14 protein-coding genes are annotated in these 17,335 nt (G+C 39.7%); 8 read left to right on the top strand and 6 right to left on the bottom strand.

Going from position 1 to position 17,335, the window contains the following annotated elements:
• Positions 1–312 precede the first annotated feature (312 nt).
• From BTA34_RS14505 to caiF, 4 genes are all read left to right on the top strand, one after another.
• Positions 313–3,168 (top strand): cytotoxic necrotizing factor Rho-activating domain-containing protein, encoded by a 2,856-nt coding sequence (locus BTA34_RS14505; protein WP_265576102.1) that lies wholly within the window; start codon positions 313–315, stop codon positions 3,166–3,168.
• A 387-nt stretch (positions 3,169–3,555) separates the two neighbouring features.
• Positions 3,556–4,182, top strand: coding sequence for a lytic polysaccharide monooxygenase (locus BTA34_RS14500; RefSeq protein ID WP_151436173.1), 627 nt, complete (start codon positions 3,556–3,558; stop codon positions 4,180–4,182).
• A gap of 289 nt (positions 4,183–4,471) precedes the next feature.
• The gene (gene fsa / locus BTA34_RS14495) at positions 4,472–5,134 is read left to right on the top strand and encodes a fructose-6-phosphate aldolase (protein WP_151436172.1); all 663 of its coding nucleotides are present in this window, start codon (positions 4,472–4,474) and stop codon (positions 5,132–5,134) included.
• A 583-nt stretch (positions 5,135–5,717) separates the two neighbouring features.
• Positions 5,718–6,110, top strand: a complete 393-nt coding sequence (gene caiF, locus BTA34_RS14490; RefSeq protein WP_023582988.1) for a carnitine metabolism transcriptional regulator CaiF — start codon at positions 5,718–5,720, stop codon at positions 6,108–6,110.
• 71 nt (positions 6,111–6,181) lie between these two features.
• On the opposite strand, the gene caiE is transcribed toward caiF, so the two are convergent.
• From caiE to caiT, 6 genes are all read right to left on the bottom strand, one after another.
• The gene (gene caiE / locus BTA34_RS14485) at positions 6,182–6,772 is read right to left on the bottom strand and encodes a carnitine operon protein CaiE (RefSeq protein WP_151436171.1); all 591 of its coding nucleotides are present in this window, start codon (positions 6,770–6,772) and stop codon (positions 6,182–6,184) included.
• Positions 6,773–6,824: 52 nt separating this feature from the next.
• The gene (gene caiD / locus BTA34_RS14480; protein ID WP_151436170.1) at positions 6,825–7,610 is read right to left on the bottom strand and encodes a crotonobetainyl-CoA hydratase; all 786 of its coding nucleotides are present in this window, start codon (positions 7,608–7,610) and stop codon (positions 6,825–6,827) included.
• Between the two features lie 76 nt (positions 7,611–7,686).
• Entirely contained in the window at positions 7,687–9,243 is a 1,557-nt protein-coding gene (caiC, locus tag BTA34_RS14475) for a crotonobetaine/carnitine-CoA ligase (protein ID WP_151436783.1), read from the bottom strand.
• 75 nt (positions 9,244–9,318) lie between these two features.
• Positions 9,319–10,539, bottom strand: a complete 1,221-nt coding sequence (caiB, locus tag BTA34_RS14470) for an L-carnitine CoA-transferase (RefSeq protein ID WP_151436169.1) — start codon at positions 10,537–10,539, stop codon at positions 9,319–9,321.
• 69 nt (positions 10,540–10,608) lie between these two features.
• Positions 10,609–11,751 carry a crotonobetainyl-CoA dehydrogenase gene (gene caiA, locus BTA34_RS14465; RefSeq protein WP_151436168.1) on the bottom strand — a complete coding sequence of 381 codons (1,143 nt, stop codon included), beginning with the start codon at positions 11,749–11,751 and terminating at the stop codon, positions 10,609–10,611.
• A 41-nt stretch (positions 11,752–11,792) separates the two neighbouring features.
• Positions 11,793–13,307, bottom strand: coding sequence for an L-carnitine/gamma-butyrobetaine antiporter (caiT, locus tag BTA34_RS14460; RefSeq protein WP_151436167.1), 1,515 nt, complete (start codon positions 13,305–13,307; stop codon positions 11,793–11,795).
• Between the two features lie 600 nt (positions 13,308–13,907).
• Between caiT and BTA34_RS14455 the strand changes: the two genes are divergently transcribed.
• From BTA34_RS14455 to fixX, 4 genes are read left to right on the top strand one after another with little or no spacing between them, the layout of a single operon-like run.
• Entirely contained in the window at positions 13,908–14,681 is a 774-nt protein-coding gene (locus tag BTA34_RS14455; protein ID WP_151436166.1) for an electron transfer flavoprotein FixA, read from the top strand.
• 11 nt (positions 14,682–14,692) lie between these two features.
• Complete coding sequence (locus BTA34_RS14450) at positions 14,693–15,631, top strand: FAD-binding protein (protein ID WP_151436165.1); 939 nt, start codon at positions 14,693–14,695, stop codon at positions 15,629–15,631.
• Between the two features lie 57 nt (positions 15,632–15,688).
• Positions 15,689–16,981 (top strand): FAD-dependent oxidoreductase FixC, encoded by a 1,293-nt coding sequence (gene fixC, locus BTA34_RS14445; protein ID WP_151436164.1) that lies wholly within the window; start codon positions 15,689–15,691, stop codon positions 16,979–16,981.
• Positions 16,978–17,265, top strand: a complete 288-nt coding sequence (gene fixX, locus BTA34_RS14440; protein ID WP_023582978.1) for a ferredoxin-like protein FixX — start codon at positions 16,978–16,980, stop codon at positions 17,263–17,265. Before fixC ends, fixX begins: the two co-directional genes overlap by 4 nt.
• The last annotated feature ends 70 nt before the right edge of the window (positions 17,266–17,335 follow it).

The raw sequence follows: 17,335 nt of genomic DNA, 5'->3' as shown, positions 1-17,335 counted from the left end.
GCGCTAAGTGAAAATAAAAATTTTTACTTAGGCAGGCATAGAACGTCCAGTTTGGGTAAACCCAAAAAAGGCAGTCCAGTGAGACAGTTTTCCTGTCTTATTTGGGTTGTTTTTATCTTATCTTGATAATTTGAATGCTTTTAATAATGTATAAAATAAAGTATTAAAAAATAATCTAATTTATTATTTTTATGATTTTTAGTTTAGAAATAAATTAAGAATATATCGTCATGACTAAATATATTTATTCGTCGTTAATCACTAATTAAATAATCATTAATGATAAAAAGAAAATTGAAAGGAATTAAAAAGATGTTAAACCAACAATTACACACAAGCACCCCAACCGTGGTGGTGCTTGATAATCGCGGATCAACAATCCGTGAAATTAATTATTGCCGTCATCCTGACACAATTAATAAAACCGATGAGCGTATTACGCGTCACTATTATCATGCGCGCGGTTATTTAGAACGCAGTATTGATGCAAGATTGTATAAAACACAACAATCAGACGCCTCTATTCAAGCGAATATTCAGCAAGTGGTGAGTTTAGGCGGATTATTGTCTGCAACTAAAAGTGTAGATAGTGGTAATAGTGTCAATATCAGTGATATTGAAAACAAAAAAGTGATGGATATTAATGGGTTGGGGCTAGTGACGGAATATCACTATACAAAGCCAGAGTTTGTTTCACAACTTATGGCGATTATGGAGTCTTCCCCGACGTCCAAACAGATATTAAAAGAGCGTTTTACTTGGGGTGGGGCTGATAATAAAAATATTGCCAATAACTCCGTCGGTAAATGTACTCATCATGACTTTCCTGCTGGAAGAACAGAATATGGTGCTTATGCCTTAACAGGGCAACATTTAATTGAATTACGGTTTATCACTGCGAATACCGTTAAAACACCCGCACATTCTCAATATCAAACACGCAATATTTATGATGCTACAGGTCAATTATTAAAACAAATTGATGCTGCAGGGCATGAGCGTGAATGGAAATACGATAGAGCGGGTTTTTTAAACCAAAGTAGCGTGCAATTACAAAGCGATAAAAAACAACTCGTGATTAAAGCGATCGATTACTCGGCAGCAGGGCAAAAATTACGTGTAGAGCACGGTAATGGATTAGTCACCACTTATGAATACGAGGCTGAAACTCAGCGCTTGCTGCATGTCAAAACCCAGCGTCCTCAAGGGCATGTTTTGGGTGCGAAGATCATGCAAGATCTGCGTTATGAGTACGATCCGGTCGGCAATATTATTTGTCTTAAAAATGATGCGGAAGCCACTCGCTACTGGCGTAATCAGAAAGTTGTGCCTGAAAATCGTTATGTGTATGACTCTCTGTATCAATTAGTGAGTGCCACAGGGCGTGAATCAGCCAATCAAAAAACACCCGCTTCAATGCAATCTCAATTAGTCACTACATTAGTGAAAGATGCACAAAGTTACACCAATTACACACGTTTATACGCTTATGATCGTGGTGGTAATTTAACGCAAATTCGCCATAACTCTGCTATTGCACAACAAAGTTTTACCCAAAATATCAGTGTCTCCAATAAAACCAATCGGGCATTACTTGAAACACAACAGGTGGCTATCGAACAGATTGATCAGCAATTTGATGCTTTAGGTAATCAGAAACATTTATCAACGGGCGATGCATTGCAGTGGGATCTTCGCGGTACATTGGCACAAGTGAATAAGAGTGGGAATTCAGAACACTATGTTTATGCAAGCGCATCTCAACGATTAATAAAACAACAGGTACAGAGATTATCCGGACGGCAGATTATCACGGAAACTCACTATTTACCGAATTTAGAAATATGGCAATCAACGGAAGGGGGGCATCTTACCGAACATCGAGAGGTGGTTGATATAACAGGAAATGTAAGAGCCTTATGTTGGAAAGTGGGTTTCCCAAAAGGGATCAAGAATAACCAACTGCGTTATAGCTATGATGATGGTGTGGGTAACAGTGGATTAGAAACCGATGGTCAAGGGCAATTAGTCAGTTATGAAGAGTATTACCCTTATGGGGGTACCGCGATTTGGTTTAGCCAAAATGCAGTAGAAGCCAATTACAAAACTATTCGTTATTCAGGCAAAGAAAAAGACGCTACGGGGCTTTATTACTACGGTTATCGTTATTATCAACCGTGGATTGGTCGTTGGCTAAGCGCCGATCCGGCAGGTACGGTGGATGGGCTGAATTTATACCGCATGGTGCGTAATAACTCTGTGACATTGCGTGATCCGGATGGGCGAATGCCTAGTAGCAGCTTTTCTCTTTTCTTTTCATCAGATGATACGAAACTACAAAAGGGATCTATTACTCCTCTACGAAATCGTGGATTATTTGTGGGGAGTAATAACGAGAGTGCTGAGGCGACATTGCCATTCGTCATTAATCGATTTGATTCGGTTGGGCATAATCCCGTAGTAAGAGAGTACAGTCCGCAATTATTACAAGAAGGAGGTAATTTTTACAATGCTGTTCATATTTTCTATGGCTCTAAGGTTACGTCCAACGAATACGGTTCTGGAACAATAGGAACTTATTGGGGGCATAAAACACTTTCTGATAATCTTACCGCCATTAAAGTTATGAGTGGTATGTCTGGCAGTGTAGGTATTAGCATTCGGTTGAATGATATTAAGGAGGGGAAACCATTAGTGATCACTTCAGGAGCTTTGAGTGGCTGTACAATGCTATACGCTGTAGATAAAGAGAAATTCTATGCGTTACATACTGGACAAAGACCTGGTGATAATAACTGGAAAACGGGGATTCAGGGAGTGAAAACAGCACAAACCAGCCTTAATGCCTTATCAGGTAAGAATTTATCGGTATCAGGGGATCACAATAATGACTTGATTGGTACATTAAGTGAGTTTGAAAATTCGGCAATAACTTATCTTGGGAAACAAGGCACGAAGATCGATCATGTCCAAGAAAATGTCGCTGCATTTGATTATAATCTTGAAGCTAAGTTGCCTAGTTTCTCCGGCAGGGCTGGTTATAGTTATGCTCTATTGGCCAAGAATTCAGGAAAAGTTAATGTGAAAGTATTGTCGGAAGATGTGACTATCGATATGAAGACGAACAAAATTAGTGTTCTTAACTCAATGAAAACTCGTTTACATTAATACATCGCAATTACAGAATGACATCAATTACGACTGTATATTGCTATATTGTAATCACGTTAAAACATATCCCAAAATATACAACCCAGTGAGACAGTATTTCTGTCTTATTTGGGTTGTTTTTATTTTATATCGATGATTTTATTTCTTTTAATAAAATATAAAAAAGTAATAAAAATAATTTAATTTATTATTTTTATTATTGATAGTCATTTAATAAATATTAAATAACAGTGTTAGTTCCATTTTAATATTAAATTAAATCGCGATATTGCTCACAGTTCTTAATAAATGGATATTCAATTATCTATTTTCGACTAATATCTAATGTGATTGATGCAATCATTATATTTAAAAATATTTATTAATAATTATTGAGGATTTATTATGAAGAAAAATAAACTTATGGTATTTACTGCAACATTATTATTATCATCAGCTAGTTTTATTTCAACAGCATCAGAGGATGTCACATTAAAACATGGCTATATTGATAAGCCACCAAGCCGTGCAGTGTTATGCAGAACTACAATTCCTAATAGTAATAATATAAAATTTAATAAAAATTGTGGTCCTGTAGAATATGAGCCTCAATCAGTTGAAGGACTTAAAGGCTTTCCTAAAGATGGACCTGAAAATGGTAAAATTGCCAGTGGTGGAAATGAAGCATTTTCTGCATTAAATGAGCAGAGTGCTGATCGCTGGCATAAAATCGCAATGAAAAGTGGAGAAAACACCTTTAAATGGACATTAACTGCGAGACACAGTACCGCATCATGGCGGTTTTTTATTACTAAACAAAATTGGGATGTAAATAAACCGCTTACCCGAGATGATTTCGATTTAAAGCCTTTTTGCCAGAGATTTGATAATGGTAAAATACCCACGGCAACAGTAGAATTAAATTGTAATATACCAGAACGTTCAGGTTATCAGGTTATTTTAGGGGTTTGGGATATTGCGGATACGAAAAATGCTTTTTATCAAGTGATTGATGCTGAATTTAAAGAATAATCAATTTAATTTAATGCAAATAATTATTTAATATCAATAGTAGTATTGTTTTTAATACTGTTTATTTTAAAGTATAAATAAATTCTTAATCTAAATTTAAAATTTAGATGAGAGATTATATTTTGTATTAAATAAAAAATATAACTATTTATTATCGTTATTTAATTAATGGCGCCTTGATATAGGCGCTATTTTCATTAAATCGACTAGAAATCCACCGCTCACAATGTTATTTTCTATGTTATATCTATAATTATTTAGCTTAAACCAACATCATTGAGGTGCGATTATGGAAATCTATTTAGATACAGCGGATATTGAAGAAGTTAGAAAACTCTCTCAAGTTCTTCCTATTGCGGGTGTGACTACCAATCCTTCCATTATTGCTAAATCTGCACAAAATATTGAAACTCTATTACCTGAATTAAAAGCCGCCATGGGGGGTAAAGGTCGTATATTTGCACAGGTCATTGCCAATGATGTCGATACGATGATTGAAGAAGCCTTACGTATTGGTAATATCGCAGATAATACGGTAATTAAAATACCCGTTACTGAAGCGGGTTTGGTCGCCATTAAACAATTAAAACAGAAAAATATGCTGGTATTAGGCACGGCAATTTATAGTGTTTCTCAAGGGTTAATGGCAGCATTAGCAGGCGCTGATTATATTGCCCCTTATGTTCATCGTATGGATAGACAAGGTTCTGATGGAGTCAGAGTAGTAAAAGAGTTACAAACGCTGATCACCATGCATAATTTACCCACAAAAATCCTAGCTGCGAGTTTTAAAACGCCACGCCAAGTGGTTGATTGTTTATTAGCCGGGGCTTCGTCGGTGACATTACCGATAGAGCTTGCTTACTCAATTATCCGTTCACCAGTAGTGGATGATGCAGTAAATAGATTTGCTGACGATTGGCAAACTGCATTTGATCGTCGTTTTTTATAATCAAATTAATAATATAAGATTAAGTGCTATATCGCTATATACCGCAATATGGCACTTTATTTATCAATTTCGGTATATGTCGATATTTATCTTCACTTTTACTAATGTATTAATAACTAGGTTAATATAGCTTAAAATAAACGAATATTGATTTACATCTAATAATAAGCCACCTTTCTGGCAATCTAAATTTAGATCTATTACTATAATGTTAGTCTATAAATGGATTATTAATACAATCTATTCTGTTTTTTGTTTTGTTGTTAAAAATGGCTTTTATATCAATAAATTATTGTTAGTTACTTAAAGTGTTTTTTATATTTTAATATTTTATTAATTTTTTGTTTTTTACTCGGTTTAATTGTTATTACTTTGGATTTAATAACAAAATAATAAATTGTGACGGGCGTGTTAATTAAAGAGTTTGGTTGTTAAAAATAAACTAATATTATATTGATGGGGTAGTTAACTTACCTAATTAACAGGGAAAACCGATACTCCGCGGTGCAATGATAATTAACATATTCAGTTATTATCTTTATTTAGCGATAAATAAAACTTTATTTGTGATACTGGAGTAAATATGTGTGAAGAATACATGAATAAGCCACTCTATCTGTCCATTGCTGATTGGGTTCAAGAGCAAGAACGCTGGGTAAGCGCAAAAGAGATTGCTAAGAAATTCGATATTCCTCAATGCAATGCGATTAATATCGTCTCTTACATTCTTTCTGATGTAAAAGAAATTGAGTGTGAAACAAAAAGCGTGCCTAACCAGCTTGAAGGTAGAGGCTGTCAATGCCAACGCATGATCAAAGTGAGTCATATTGATCCTCAGCTTTATTCTCGCATAAAAGGTCATGTTCAAGGCAAAAGCAGTCAAAGCTCACCTGAAAAATTAGCAACGATGATCCCTCATGGATTAAATCATGAGCAAAAATGGCAATGGATGTTGTCAAAATCGCAACGTCGCTAATCTGAGAAATTGCGTTTTACTCAAATCGAATAAATACGACAGGCGTTAATGACGCCTGTCGCCATCTGTGACTAACCTTTTGGCTTAACGTCTGTTGTGCCACGTAAACGTGGGCGATTAAGTTCGGGCGCTGTTAACGGTGTTGTTTCTACCAAGCTTTTGCGACAACGTACCGCTAAATCTTGGTATTCACGGGTGTTCATCCGTTTCCACTCCATATCTTGATCGGTAATATCACGCACATGTTTTGCAGGGCTTCCTATTAACATTTGTCGCGGTTGTCCTTGAAAGCCCGCTTTTACAAAGCTCATGGCGGCAACAATACTTTCCTCACCAATGACGGCACCATCCATAATCACGCTATTCATGCCAACTAAGCTGTCACGCCCGATAATACAACTGTGAAGGATCGCACCATGCCCAATATGTCCGTTTTCTCTCACAATGGTGTCCATATCGGTATAACCGTGCATGATACAGCCGTCTTGAAGATTTGCGCCTGCTTCAACAATTAAGCGACCATAGTCACCTCTTAGTGAGGCTAAAGGGCCGATATAAACGCCAGCGCCAATAATCACATCACCAATTAGTACAGCAGATGGATGAATATAAGCTGTTGGATGAACCACAGGAACAAGACCTTCAAATGCGTAGATACTCATCAGTTTTCCTCTTTGTTGTATTATCGAGTTGTATTCTCGAAATACGGGATAATTACCGTCCTTTCCATTCAGGTGTGCGCTTTTCAGCAAAGGCTAGAGGTCCTTCTGTAGCATCTTCTGAATGTAAAACACTTGGGTAATGTTTTAGTACGCCACTGCGCATTAATTTGTAGCCCTCTTCAATAGAAAGCTCGCTAGTGGCACGATAAATCTCTTTTAAAGCCGCCACAGCCAGTGGAGCGCTATTTGCGATTTGATCGGCAAGTTCGCGTGCGCTATCCATTAATTCAGCAGAACTGACAACGCGGTTAGCAATACCCCAACGTAGTGCCTCATCGGCATTCATACGACGACCTGTCATCAGCATTTCGTTGACGATAGCGGGCGGTAAACGTTTAGGTAAACGAAGAACGCCACCGCTATCAGGGACAATGCCTAATTGTGCTTCAGGTAAAGCAAAAGAAGCATTGTCTGAACAAATCATCATGTCGGCAGCGAGTGCTAATTCAAAGCCACCACCAAAAGCATAGCCGTTAACGGCGGCAATGACAGGTTTATCAAGATCAAATAATTCAGTTAAACCTGCAAAACCACCCGCACCAAAGTCTGCATCAGGGGCTTCGCCTTCTGCCGCGGCTTTTAAATCCCAACCCGCGGAGAAAAAGCGTTCGCCCGCGCCCGTAATAATGGCAACGCGTAAGTTGGGATCATCACGAAAACGCAGAAAGACTTCACCCATTTCATGACTGGTTTTTGCATCAATAGCGTTTGCTTTTGGTCTATCTAATACAATTTCAAGTACTGAACCACGCGTTGTTAGGTGTAATGATTGGCTCATGTTGTATTCCTTTTCGTCATCAAAAATAAGCATTTATGATTGAGGTTATTAATTTGTGGCTAAACCGACCTATGGCTTATTTCAAATGCTTTTTAATCACTTTTCCTGAGCAATTACGTGGCAAACCCTCTTTAAACTCAACCGCTGAGGGAACTTTAAATTTCGCCATATTTTGCTCACAGAAATGGAAGAATTCTTCTTCACTCAAGGTTTCACCTTCAACGAGCACCACAAACGCTTTAATGGCTTCATCACGAATATCATCAGGCACACCAATAACCGCCACATCTTGAATTTTAGGATGTGAACTAATGATGTTTTCAATCTCAACGCAAGAGACGTTTTCGCCTCCGCGTTTGATCATATTGCAACTGCGATCAACGAAATAGAAAAAACTTTCATCGTCTCGGTAACCATAATCACCAGTATGTAACCAACCTTCAGGCTCTAATGCTTTTGCTGTTGCATCCGGTCGGTTGTAATACTCTTTGAATAAGGTTTTTCCGGGTTCGCCTTTTACGCAAATCTCACCCACAACGCCATTAGGAACTTCGTTGTTTTGTTTATCTCTGATTTGAGCTTGATAGCAAAAACCGGGTCTACCAATTGACGGCCAGCGGCGTTTATCGCCAGGCCTGTCACCAATTAAACCCACGATAGTTTCTGTCATGCCGTAAGAGGTGAGTAATCGCACATTAAAGCGTTCGATAAAGGCGTCTTTCTCTTCATCTGCGAGATTGAGATAGAACATCACTTCGCGTAATTTGTGTTGCTTTTCTTCTGATGAAACGGGCTGTGCCATTAAGGTTCTCATCATCATTGGAATACATTCAGTGACCGTCGCTTGGTACTTGAGTATTTGCTTCCAAAAGGCTCTGGCACTGTATTTTTCTAACAAGACAAAAGTCGCACCCACAGAAAATGCAGCCAGTGATGCAGTACATTGGCAATCAATATGAAATGCAGGCATAACAGTAAGATAAATATCATCTTCGCGTAATGCGTTTTGCCATGATGAGTAATAACCCGCAAAGCGTAAGTTATAGTGTGTGATAACCACACCTTTAGGTTGCGATGTGGTACCAGAGGTGAAAAGAATTTCAGCAGTGTCATCCACACTTAATGGTGTGTGATGATTAAGCGTAACAGGATGTTTGGCTTTTTCTTTTAAAAAGTCGATAACGCCTTTTTCAGCAGCGATTGTGTTTTCAGAAATTAAAAATAGCTGTGCTAAAGGGTTTTGTTCATCCTGCAACATAGGTTGGTAAATCGGATAGAAATTATCGCGAGTAACGACGTAATGGGCTTGGCAGTGATTGATTATCCATGCGCTTTCTTCATACATAAAGCGCGCATTAATAGGCACCATCACAGCGCCTATTTTTGCCAACCCAAACCAGCAAAAGAAAAATTCAGGGCAGTTATCAAGATGTAAGGCAACATGGTCGCCTTTTTTTATGCCACCAGCATGGAAAAGATTTGCGGTTCTGTTTATCTCTTCATTTAATTCACAGTAGCTAAATTGTCTCATTTGTCCTTGTGCGGATTCAAAAATTAGCGCTGTTTTTGTGCCATAAACCTCTGCCAAATCATCCCACATTTGACGTAAGTTTTGTTTGCCAATCACATCCATTAAACTGTTATCCCATACTTTTGCCGTGAATTCAGACACGATTTTAGAGGCGTGCTATGCCTGAATTTTACGGTGTTACTTTACGATTTTAGCCAGCCCTTTATCGACCAGCCCCCTGATTTGTTCGTCGCTATAACCTATATTTTTCAAGATAGCGTCAGTGTCCATGCCGTGAGATGGCATGCCACGCCAGATTTTTCCCGGATTATTTTTGAATTTCGGCATTACATTTGGCCCTTTACAGGTTTCGCCATTCATGGTTTGCCATTGGGTAATTGATTCGCGTGCGACATATTGTGGATTGTCTTCAAGCTCCGGAATAGTCAGCACTTTGGCACTGGCTATATTGAGTTCTGACAGGCGTTTCAGCACATCAGTGATTAGTTGTTTTGCTAACCATTCATCGAGTTTGTCTTCAAATAATTGACCATGAGGGCAATTAATACGGTGAATAAGTTGAGTGCCTTCTGGCACTTCTGGAGTACCTAAAAGATGCGCAAGACCAATATCTTTGAAAATTTCTTCAATTTGCGTAATGCCAACAACTTCCATCACGATAAAGCCATCTTGGCAACGGTAAAGACCACAGCCTGCGTAATACGGATCTTTCCCTTTGGTCATACGAGGGCAGATTTCGCCACCATTGAAATAATCCATCATGAAGTATTGCCCCATACGCAACATGACTTCATACATCGCAATATCAATACTTTCTCCTTTGCCTGTTTGTTGAACTTTATACAGTGCCGCTAACGCAGAAGTGGTTGCTGTCATTCCTGAGAAGTAATCTGCGGTATAAGGGAACGCCGGCATTGGCTGATCTTTGTCACCGTTTTGGATCAAGTAGCCACTAAAGGCTTGGGCTATCGTGTTATAAGCCGGTAAGTTGGTGTATTGCGGATCACCATATTGGCCAAAGCCAGATAAATGAGCGATAACCAATTTAGGGTTATGTTCCCATAACACTTCATCGGTAATACCACGACGCGCAAAGGCAGGACCTTTACTGGCTTCAATAAAGATATCGGTGGTTTCCATTAATTTTAGAAATGCATCACGACCTTCATCTTTAAAAATATTGAGTGAAAGAGCATGTAAATTACGACGAGAAAGTTGAGGGTAGTGAGGTTGAACGCGAATGGTGTCAGCCCATGCAACGTTTTCAATCCAAATTACTTCAGCTCCCCATTCTGCGAACATTTGTCCTGCGAATGGCCCTGCAATTTCAATTCCTGAAAACACAACACGAACCCCTGAAAGGGGGCCAAATTGTGGCATTGGTAAATGTTCTGTCATAGCGTCACCTCGTAAGTGGTCTGAGTGAAAACTCTCTCACCTGTAGATGAGAGAGCTATTCGTGATTAATTAGCGATACTGTTTAAGTACTGAGCGTCCTAATGTCAGGATCTGCATTTCGTCAGAACCCCCAGATACACGGTCAACACGAAGGTCACGCCAGAAACGAGAAATACGGTGCTCGCCAGCAATACCGACACCACCAAGCACTTGCATTGCACTATCAACCACTTCAAACGCCGCATTTGCACAGAAGTATTTACACATTGCTGCATCACCGGAAGTGATTAAGTTGTTGTCACTCTTCCATGCAGTTTCATATAACATGTTGCGCATTGAATTGAGTTTGATCGCCATATGAGCGAATTTTTCTTGAATTAATTGGAAACGACCAATTGCTTCGCCAAATTGAACACGTTGATTGGCATAACGCGCGGCATCTTCAAAGGCACACATCGCTGTGCCGTAGTTAGTGAGTGCCACTAAGAAACGCTCATGGTCGAACTCTTCTTTAACACGGTTAAAGCCGTTGCCTTCACGACCAAACATGTCTTTTTCTTCAAGCTCTACGTTATCAAACGTGATTTCACAGCAGCTATCCATGCGTAAACCCAGTTTTTCTAACTTGTTGACTTTAATGCCCGGCTTGCTCATATCCACAAACCATTCTGTAAAGACGGGTTTGTCAGGTGATGCTGCATCACGGCTCATCACAACAACATAAGGGGTGTATGCACTACTGGTGATAAAGCATTTGCTACCATTAAGGTAAACTTTGCCATCTTTACGGGTATAAGTCGTTTGTAAGCTACCTACATCGGAACCCGCGCCCGGCTCTGTAATTGCAGAGTTCCACATCTGTTTACCCGTACCGCGGAACGCCATAATTTTATCGATTTGCTCTTGTGTGCCTTCTCGTAATACGGTGTTAAAACCACCCGGTAATTGATAAAGCACGTAAGTTGGCGCACCTAAACGACCTAACTCCATCCAAATAGCGGCAACAGTGACAAAACCAGCATTTAATCCACCGTGCTCTTCAGGGATAAGCAGATTGTCTATTTCCATATCCGCTAAGGCTTTGACAAAACGCTCTGGGTATTTACTTTCGCGATCACACTCGGCGAAATAAGCTTCCCAGTTTTCACTGGCCATTAATTCGCGGACACCGTCAACAAACAGTTCCTGCTCATCATTCAATCTAAAATCCATGTTAATAACCTCTTAATATGTCATTCTTTGCGTATAGCGGATCAGTCTTTCCAATGTACTTTGGCATCTTTAATAAAGGACAAGGTGACCATGATATTGACGAAAAATAGTGGGCATCCTCCAGCGATAATGGCGGTTTGAATCGGTTTTAAACCACCAAGGGCTAATAGAATGATGCCGATAACACCAACCAGCACAGACCAGCCGATGCGTACCAATAAAGGTGGCTCAGAACCTTCTTTCATCGAACGGCAAGTGGACATTGCCAGAGTGTAAGAACAGGCGTTAATTAAGGTGACAGTGGCAATAAAGCAGAGGATAAAGAAGCCCCACATTGTTGCTGTGCTCAACGGTAATGCCGCCCATGTTTCGATGATTGCGCGTGGAACACCGTATTGTTCAATCAGTTGTGGAATGTTGAGAATGTTTTGGTCAATCAGTTGTAAGGTGTTACCACCAAGGATTGTCCAAATTAACCAAGTCCCTGCGGTTAAACCTGAAACCATCCCTAAACACAATTCACGAACAGTACGACCTTTAGAAATACGCGCTAAGAAAATACTCATTTGGATAGCGTAGATAACCCACCAAGCCCAATAGAAAACAGTCCAGCCTTGAGGGAATCCGCCTTTACCGATAGGGTCTGTATAGAACAGCATACGAGGCATATACATCATCAATGTACCCACAGAATCGGTGAAGTAATTGACGATAAAGCTCGCACCACCGACGATAAATACCCAACCCAACATTAAGAAACTTAGGTAAGTACGAATATCACTGGCGATTTTCACCCCTTTTTGCAGACCGAATGCCACGCAAATTGCGTTTAATATGATCCAGCAAGAGATAATAATGGCGTCTAATTGCAGGGTATGAGGAATACCAAATAAGTATTGAATACATTCAGTGACTAACGGTGTTGCTAACCCGAGACTCGTCCCCATTGCCAGAATTAAAGCAACAAGATAGAAGTTATCAATAATGGTTCCGACGATCCCATTAACGTGTTTTTCACCGATTAATGGGGTTAAGGTGCTACTTGGGCGGATAACTTCCATTTTGCGAACAAAGAAGAAGTAAGCGAAGGCAACAGAAAGGAAACTATAAGTTGCCCAAGGTAAAGGACCCCAGTGGAACAAGCTATAGGCTAAACCAATTTCTTTTGCTTGCGTTGAGTAAGCTTCCATTCCAAAAGGCGGGCTTGAAATGTAGTAGTATATTTCAATCGAACCCCAGAAGAGGACGGCTGCGGATGTACAAGACGCAAACATCATAAAGATCCAGCTTGCGGTACTAAATTCAGGTTTATCTTCCCCTAGGCGTTTATTGGCATAACGACCGAAGACTAACCAAAACCAACCCCCGAACATAATGACCATATACCATTCGAAGGCCCAACCCCAGACATTGGTAACATAGCTGAATACGGCATTAATCACTTCATTTGAAGCGTCAAGATCACGTACCGTTAGCCAGCATAAAATACCAACAATGATTAATGGCGGAAAAAAAACCTTCGGTTCTATTCCTGCCTTTTTATTATCTTTGCTCATAGGTAAATTTTCCAAATATATTTAACGCAGAAGTTTAAGTAGTGTTAATTCCTAATATCTAATAAATCATTTAAGTTTATTTATGAGTATTCCGTCTATCGGCGTTTCATCATAATAGAAAAATAAAGTGATTGGCTAATTCACAAATCAATTAATGATGATGAATAATGAATATTATAAGAAATCCATTCTGTTATTCACTTCACACTATTCTTTTTGTCGATTTTATGTTACGTTTTATAACGTTTTGTTTTCATTGTAACTGATTGATAATTATTGGTATAACCTTGTATGTAATGGGGTTGTTATATTCCGTCTTTCAATATTGTTGATCTCGGTGGCAATATTGAACGTTAAATACCGTTATATTTATTATATTCAATATTGTTGATCGCTGTAGCAATATTGAAAGTTGTTCACTTCAATTAAAACTAATTTCAATATTGGTGATATGTTTAGCAATATTGAAACCTATCCATTATTTATTTATCTATGTTCAATATTGGTGACCTAGGTTTAATTTTTTAAACGCTTAATTGTGTTAATTCTATATTACATTGCCAGAGCAAATGACATTATTTATTAATTTCAGGAGATGTAATGAATATTATTACATGTTACAAGAGTGTTCCCGATGAGCAGGATATTACGGTAAATAGCGCAGACGGTTCGCTAGATTTTTCCCGTGCTAACACCAAAATCAGTCAATATGATTTAAATGCGATTGAAGCTGCTAATCAGCTTAAGACTCAACTTGATGGTATTCAAATCACGGCAATGAGTGTCGGCGGTAAAGCATTAACAAATGCGAAAGCGCGTAAAGACGTTCTTTCTCGTGGTGCTGATGAATTAGTGGTTGTGGTTGATGACCAATTTGAAGCCTCTTTACCTTACCAAACAGCGGTTGCACTGGCTGCCGCAGCGACGAAAAAAGGTTATGACTTAATTCTTTGTGGTGACGGCTCTGCGGATCTGAGTTCACAACAAGTGAGTTTGCTGGTGGGTGAAATTTTAAATATTCCAGCAATAAATGGTATTAACAAAATTGTTTCTCTTTCTAATGATTCAATTACCGTTGAGCGTGAATTAGAAAATGAAATTGAAACACTGACGTTGCCTTTACCCGCAGTAATTGCGGTGTCTACCGACATTAACATACCTCAAATTCCTTCGATGAAAGCCATTCTTGGCGCTGCCAAGAAACCTGTTCAGCAATGGAGTGTTGCCGATCTTGGTTTGGATGCGATTACTGCGCGTTCAGAGCAAAAAGTGGCCGCACCGAAACAAAAAGTTCGTCAACGCATCATTATTGAAGGCGATGGCGATGATCAGATTGCTGAGTTGGCAGAACATTTACGTAAAATTCTTAAGTAATAGGGGGAGTTATGAGCCAGTTTTCAACTGTTTGGGTATTTAGTGATGCACTTTCCCGTTTACCAGAATTAATGGGTGGCGCTTCTTCGTTAGGACAATCTATCAATGTATTTACATTGAATGATGAGCAAAGCGTTGCTGCTTTTAAATTAGGTGCAACAGCCGTTTTCCAATTAGAAGGTAAATCTGACGATCGCATTATTGAAGATTATGCACAAAGCATGGTTGAAACCATCAAACAAAACGGTGATGCAGGTTTAGTGCTACTGCCTAATACACGTCGCGGAAAATTAATCGCAGCACGTTTAGGTCATCGTTTAGAGGCGGTTGTTTCTAATGATGCACAATCTTTAAATGCAGAAGGTGATGCATTAGTAACAAAACACATGGTTTACGGTGGTTTAGCCTTTGGTGATGAAACCCTGAAAACGCCTTATTGTGTTGTAACTGCAAGTGTGGGTGCTTTTGATGTTGCGCCAGAAACTGGCGCTACGGGTAATGCACAAAAAGTCGCATGGATTGCCCCTGCTCAAACCATCGTTCGCAATTCAGTTCAACCACGCGCAATCAATGCTGTTGATTTAGATAAAGCACGCTTTGTTGTCAGCGTAGGTCGTGGTATTGGCAGTAAAGAAAATATCGCTATTGCAGAAGCCTTAGCACAAGCCATTGGTGCTGAAATCGCTTGTTCTCGTCCTGTTGCTGAAAATGAGAAGTGGATGGAACATGAGCGTTATGTCGGAATTTCTAATTTGATGCTGAAACCAGAGCTTTATTTAGCTGCCGGTATTTCAGGACAAATTCAACATATGGTTGGTGCGAATGGTGCGCAAACTATTGTTGCTATCAATAAAGACAAAAATGCGCCTATCTTCCAATTTGCTGACTACGGCATTGTCGGTGATTTAATGAAGATCTTACCTGCATTAACTCGTCAATTATCTAACTGATTTATTTAAGCAGAGAAGGAAACTTCTCTGCTGTTTATCGCAAATTCTGGAGATGTTATGTCCGATTCCGAAGATATTTTCGATGCCATTATTGTTGGCGCAGGATTAGCCGGATCTGTGGCTGCACTTGTTTTGGCAAGAGAAGGCGCACAAGTATTGCTAATAGAAAGAGGTAACTACGCTGGCGGGAAAAATGTAACCGGTGGTCGTATGTATGCACATACCCTTGAGCGCATCATTCCTGAGTTTGCGCAAGAAGCGCCTGTTGAACGCGTGATTACTCATGAAAAATTGTCATTTATGACTGAAACAGGCGCAATGACGATTGATTACCAAAACACGGAAGGGAACACCCCTAAAACAGCCTCTTGGTCTGTATTACGGGGCGAGTTTGACCAATGGCTAATGGAACAAGCCGAAAATGCGGGTGCGCAATGTATCACAGGCATTCGTGTTGATAAGTTAGTTGAGCGTGATGGCAAAATTGTTGGTGTTGAAGCCGATGGTGATGTGTTAGAAGCCAAAGCCGTGATCCTCGCGGATGGTGTGAATTCTATTCTTGCAGAACAGCTAGGGATGACAAAACGTGTTGCGGCCGAAAATGTCGCGGTAGGTGTCAAAGAGATCATCGAACTGCCTGAAAGTGTGATTAAAGATCGCTTTAACCTAAAAGATAATGAAGGTGCGGCTTGGTTATTTGCAGGCTCGCCTACTGATGGACTAATGGGTGGCGGTTTTTTATATACCAATAAAACCACGCTTTCTTTAGGTTTGGTGTGTGGGCTTCACCATATTAAAGATGCCAAAAAATCAGTGCCACAAATGCTGGAAGATTTTAAACAGCATCCTGTTGTTGCGCCACTGATTGAAGGTGGAAAAATGCTGGAATACGGTGCGCACGTTGTTCCTGAAGCTGGGTTAAGAATGCAAAACGAGTTAGTGCGTGATGGTGTATTGATTGCGGGTGATGCAGCAGGGATGTGTATGAACCTTGGCTTTACTATCCGTGGCATGGATTTAGCGATGGCATCAGGCGAAGCGGCGGCAAAAACCGTACTCTCAGCGATGGAAAAAAACGATTTTAGTAAACAAACACTTAATGAATATCTCAAACATTTAGAAGATGGTCCATTACGCGATATGAAAGCCTATCAGCGTATGCCTGATTTACTTGATAACCCTCGTATGTTCACCGCTTATCCTGAAATGGTGGTAGGTATTGCTCATGATCTGTTTACTGTCACGGGTGAAGCACCAGTACCAATGCGTAAAACCTTAATGCGTCATACCAAAAAGGTCGGCTGGATGAACTTAATTAAAGATGGGATCAAAGGAGTAAAAGCAATATGAGTTCTCCCGTGAATGTCGATGTCAAATTAGGCATCAATAAATTTAATGTCGATGAGGAAAATCCACATATCGTTGTTAAAGAGCAGCCTGATATGCAGGTATTGGAAACCTTAGTTAAAGCATGTCCAGCCGGTCTTTATAAAAAACAAGAAGATGGCACCATCAGCTTTGATTATGCAGGGTGCTTAGAGTGTGGAACTTGTCGAATTCTTGGTTTAGATAGTGCGCTTGAAAAATGGGAATACCCACGCGGAACGTTTGGCGTGGAATATCGTTACGGATGATGTATCGCTACTTTTCTCCCAGTGCTGCTCCGGCCTGGGAGCTTTTCTTTTTTTGTTTTATTTAGAAAAA

Origin of the sequence: Proteus sp. CD3, from assembly GCF_008808075.1 — a bacterium.
GTDB lineage: Bacteria > Pseudomonadota > Gammaproteobacteria > Enterobacterales > Enterobacteriaceae > Proteus > Proteus appendicitidis.
This window is presented reverse-complemented; position numbering and strand designations above follow the sequence as displayed.

What these genes read in the sequence shown, in the direction of transcription:
- BTA34_RS14505 (WP_265576102.1), top strand. Translation starts at nt 313, where the DNA reads ATGTTAAACCAACAATTACACACAAGCACCCCAACCGTGGTGGTGCTT.
- BTA34_RS14500 (WP_151436173.1), top strand. Translation starts at nt 3,556, where the DNA reads ATGAAGAAAAATAAACTTATGGTATTTACTGCAACATTATTATTATCA.
- fsa (WP_151436172.1), top strand. Translation starts at nt 4,472, where the DNA reads ATGGAAATCTATTTAGATACAGCGGATATTGAAGAAGTTAGAAAACTC.
- caiF (WP_023582988.1), top strand. Translation starts at nt 5,718, where the DNA reads ATGTGTGAAGAATACATGAATAAGCCACTCTATCTGTCCATTGCTGAT.
- caiE (WP_151436171.1), bottom strand. Translation starts at nt 6,772, where the DNA reads ATGAGTATCTACGCATTTGAAGGTCTTGTTCCTGTGGTTCATCCAACA.
- caiD (WP_151436170.1), bottom strand. Translation starts at nt 7,610, where the DNA reads ATGAGCCAATCATTACACCTAACAACGCGTGGTTCAGTACTTGAAATT.
- caiC (WP_151436783.1), bottom strand. Translation starts at nt 9,243, where the DNA reads ATGGATGTGATTGGCAAACAAAACTTACGTCAAATGTGGGATGATTTG.
- caiB (WP_151436169.1), bottom strand. Translation starts at nt 10,539, where the DNA reads ATGACAGAACATTTACCAATGCCACAATTTGGCCCCCTTTCAGGGGTT.
- caiA (WP_151436168.1), bottom strand. Translation starts at nt 11,751, where the DNA reads ATGGATTTTAGATTGAATGATGAGCAGGAACTGTTTGTTGACGGTGTC.
- caiT (WP_151436167.1), bottom strand. Translation starts at nt 13,307, where the DNA reads ATGAGCAAAGATAATAAAAAGGCAGGAATAGAACCGAAGGTTTTTTTT.
- BTA34_RS14455 (WP_151436166.1), top strand. Translation starts at nt 13,908, where the DNA reads ATGAATATTATTACATGTTACAAGAGTGTTCCCGATGAGCAGGATATT.
- BTA34_RS14450 (WP_151436165.1), top strand. Translation starts at nt 14,693, where the DNA reads ATGAGCCAGTTTTCAACTGTTTGGGTATTTAGTGATGCACTTTCCCGT.
- fixC (WP_151436164.1), top strand. Translation starts at nt 15,689, where the DNA reads ATGTCCGATTCCGAAGATATTTTCGATGCCATTATTGTTGGCGCAGGA.
- fixX (WP_023582978.1), top strand. Translation starts at nt 16,978, where the DNA reads ATGAGTTCTCCCGTGAATGTCGATGTCAAATTAGGCATCAATAAATTT.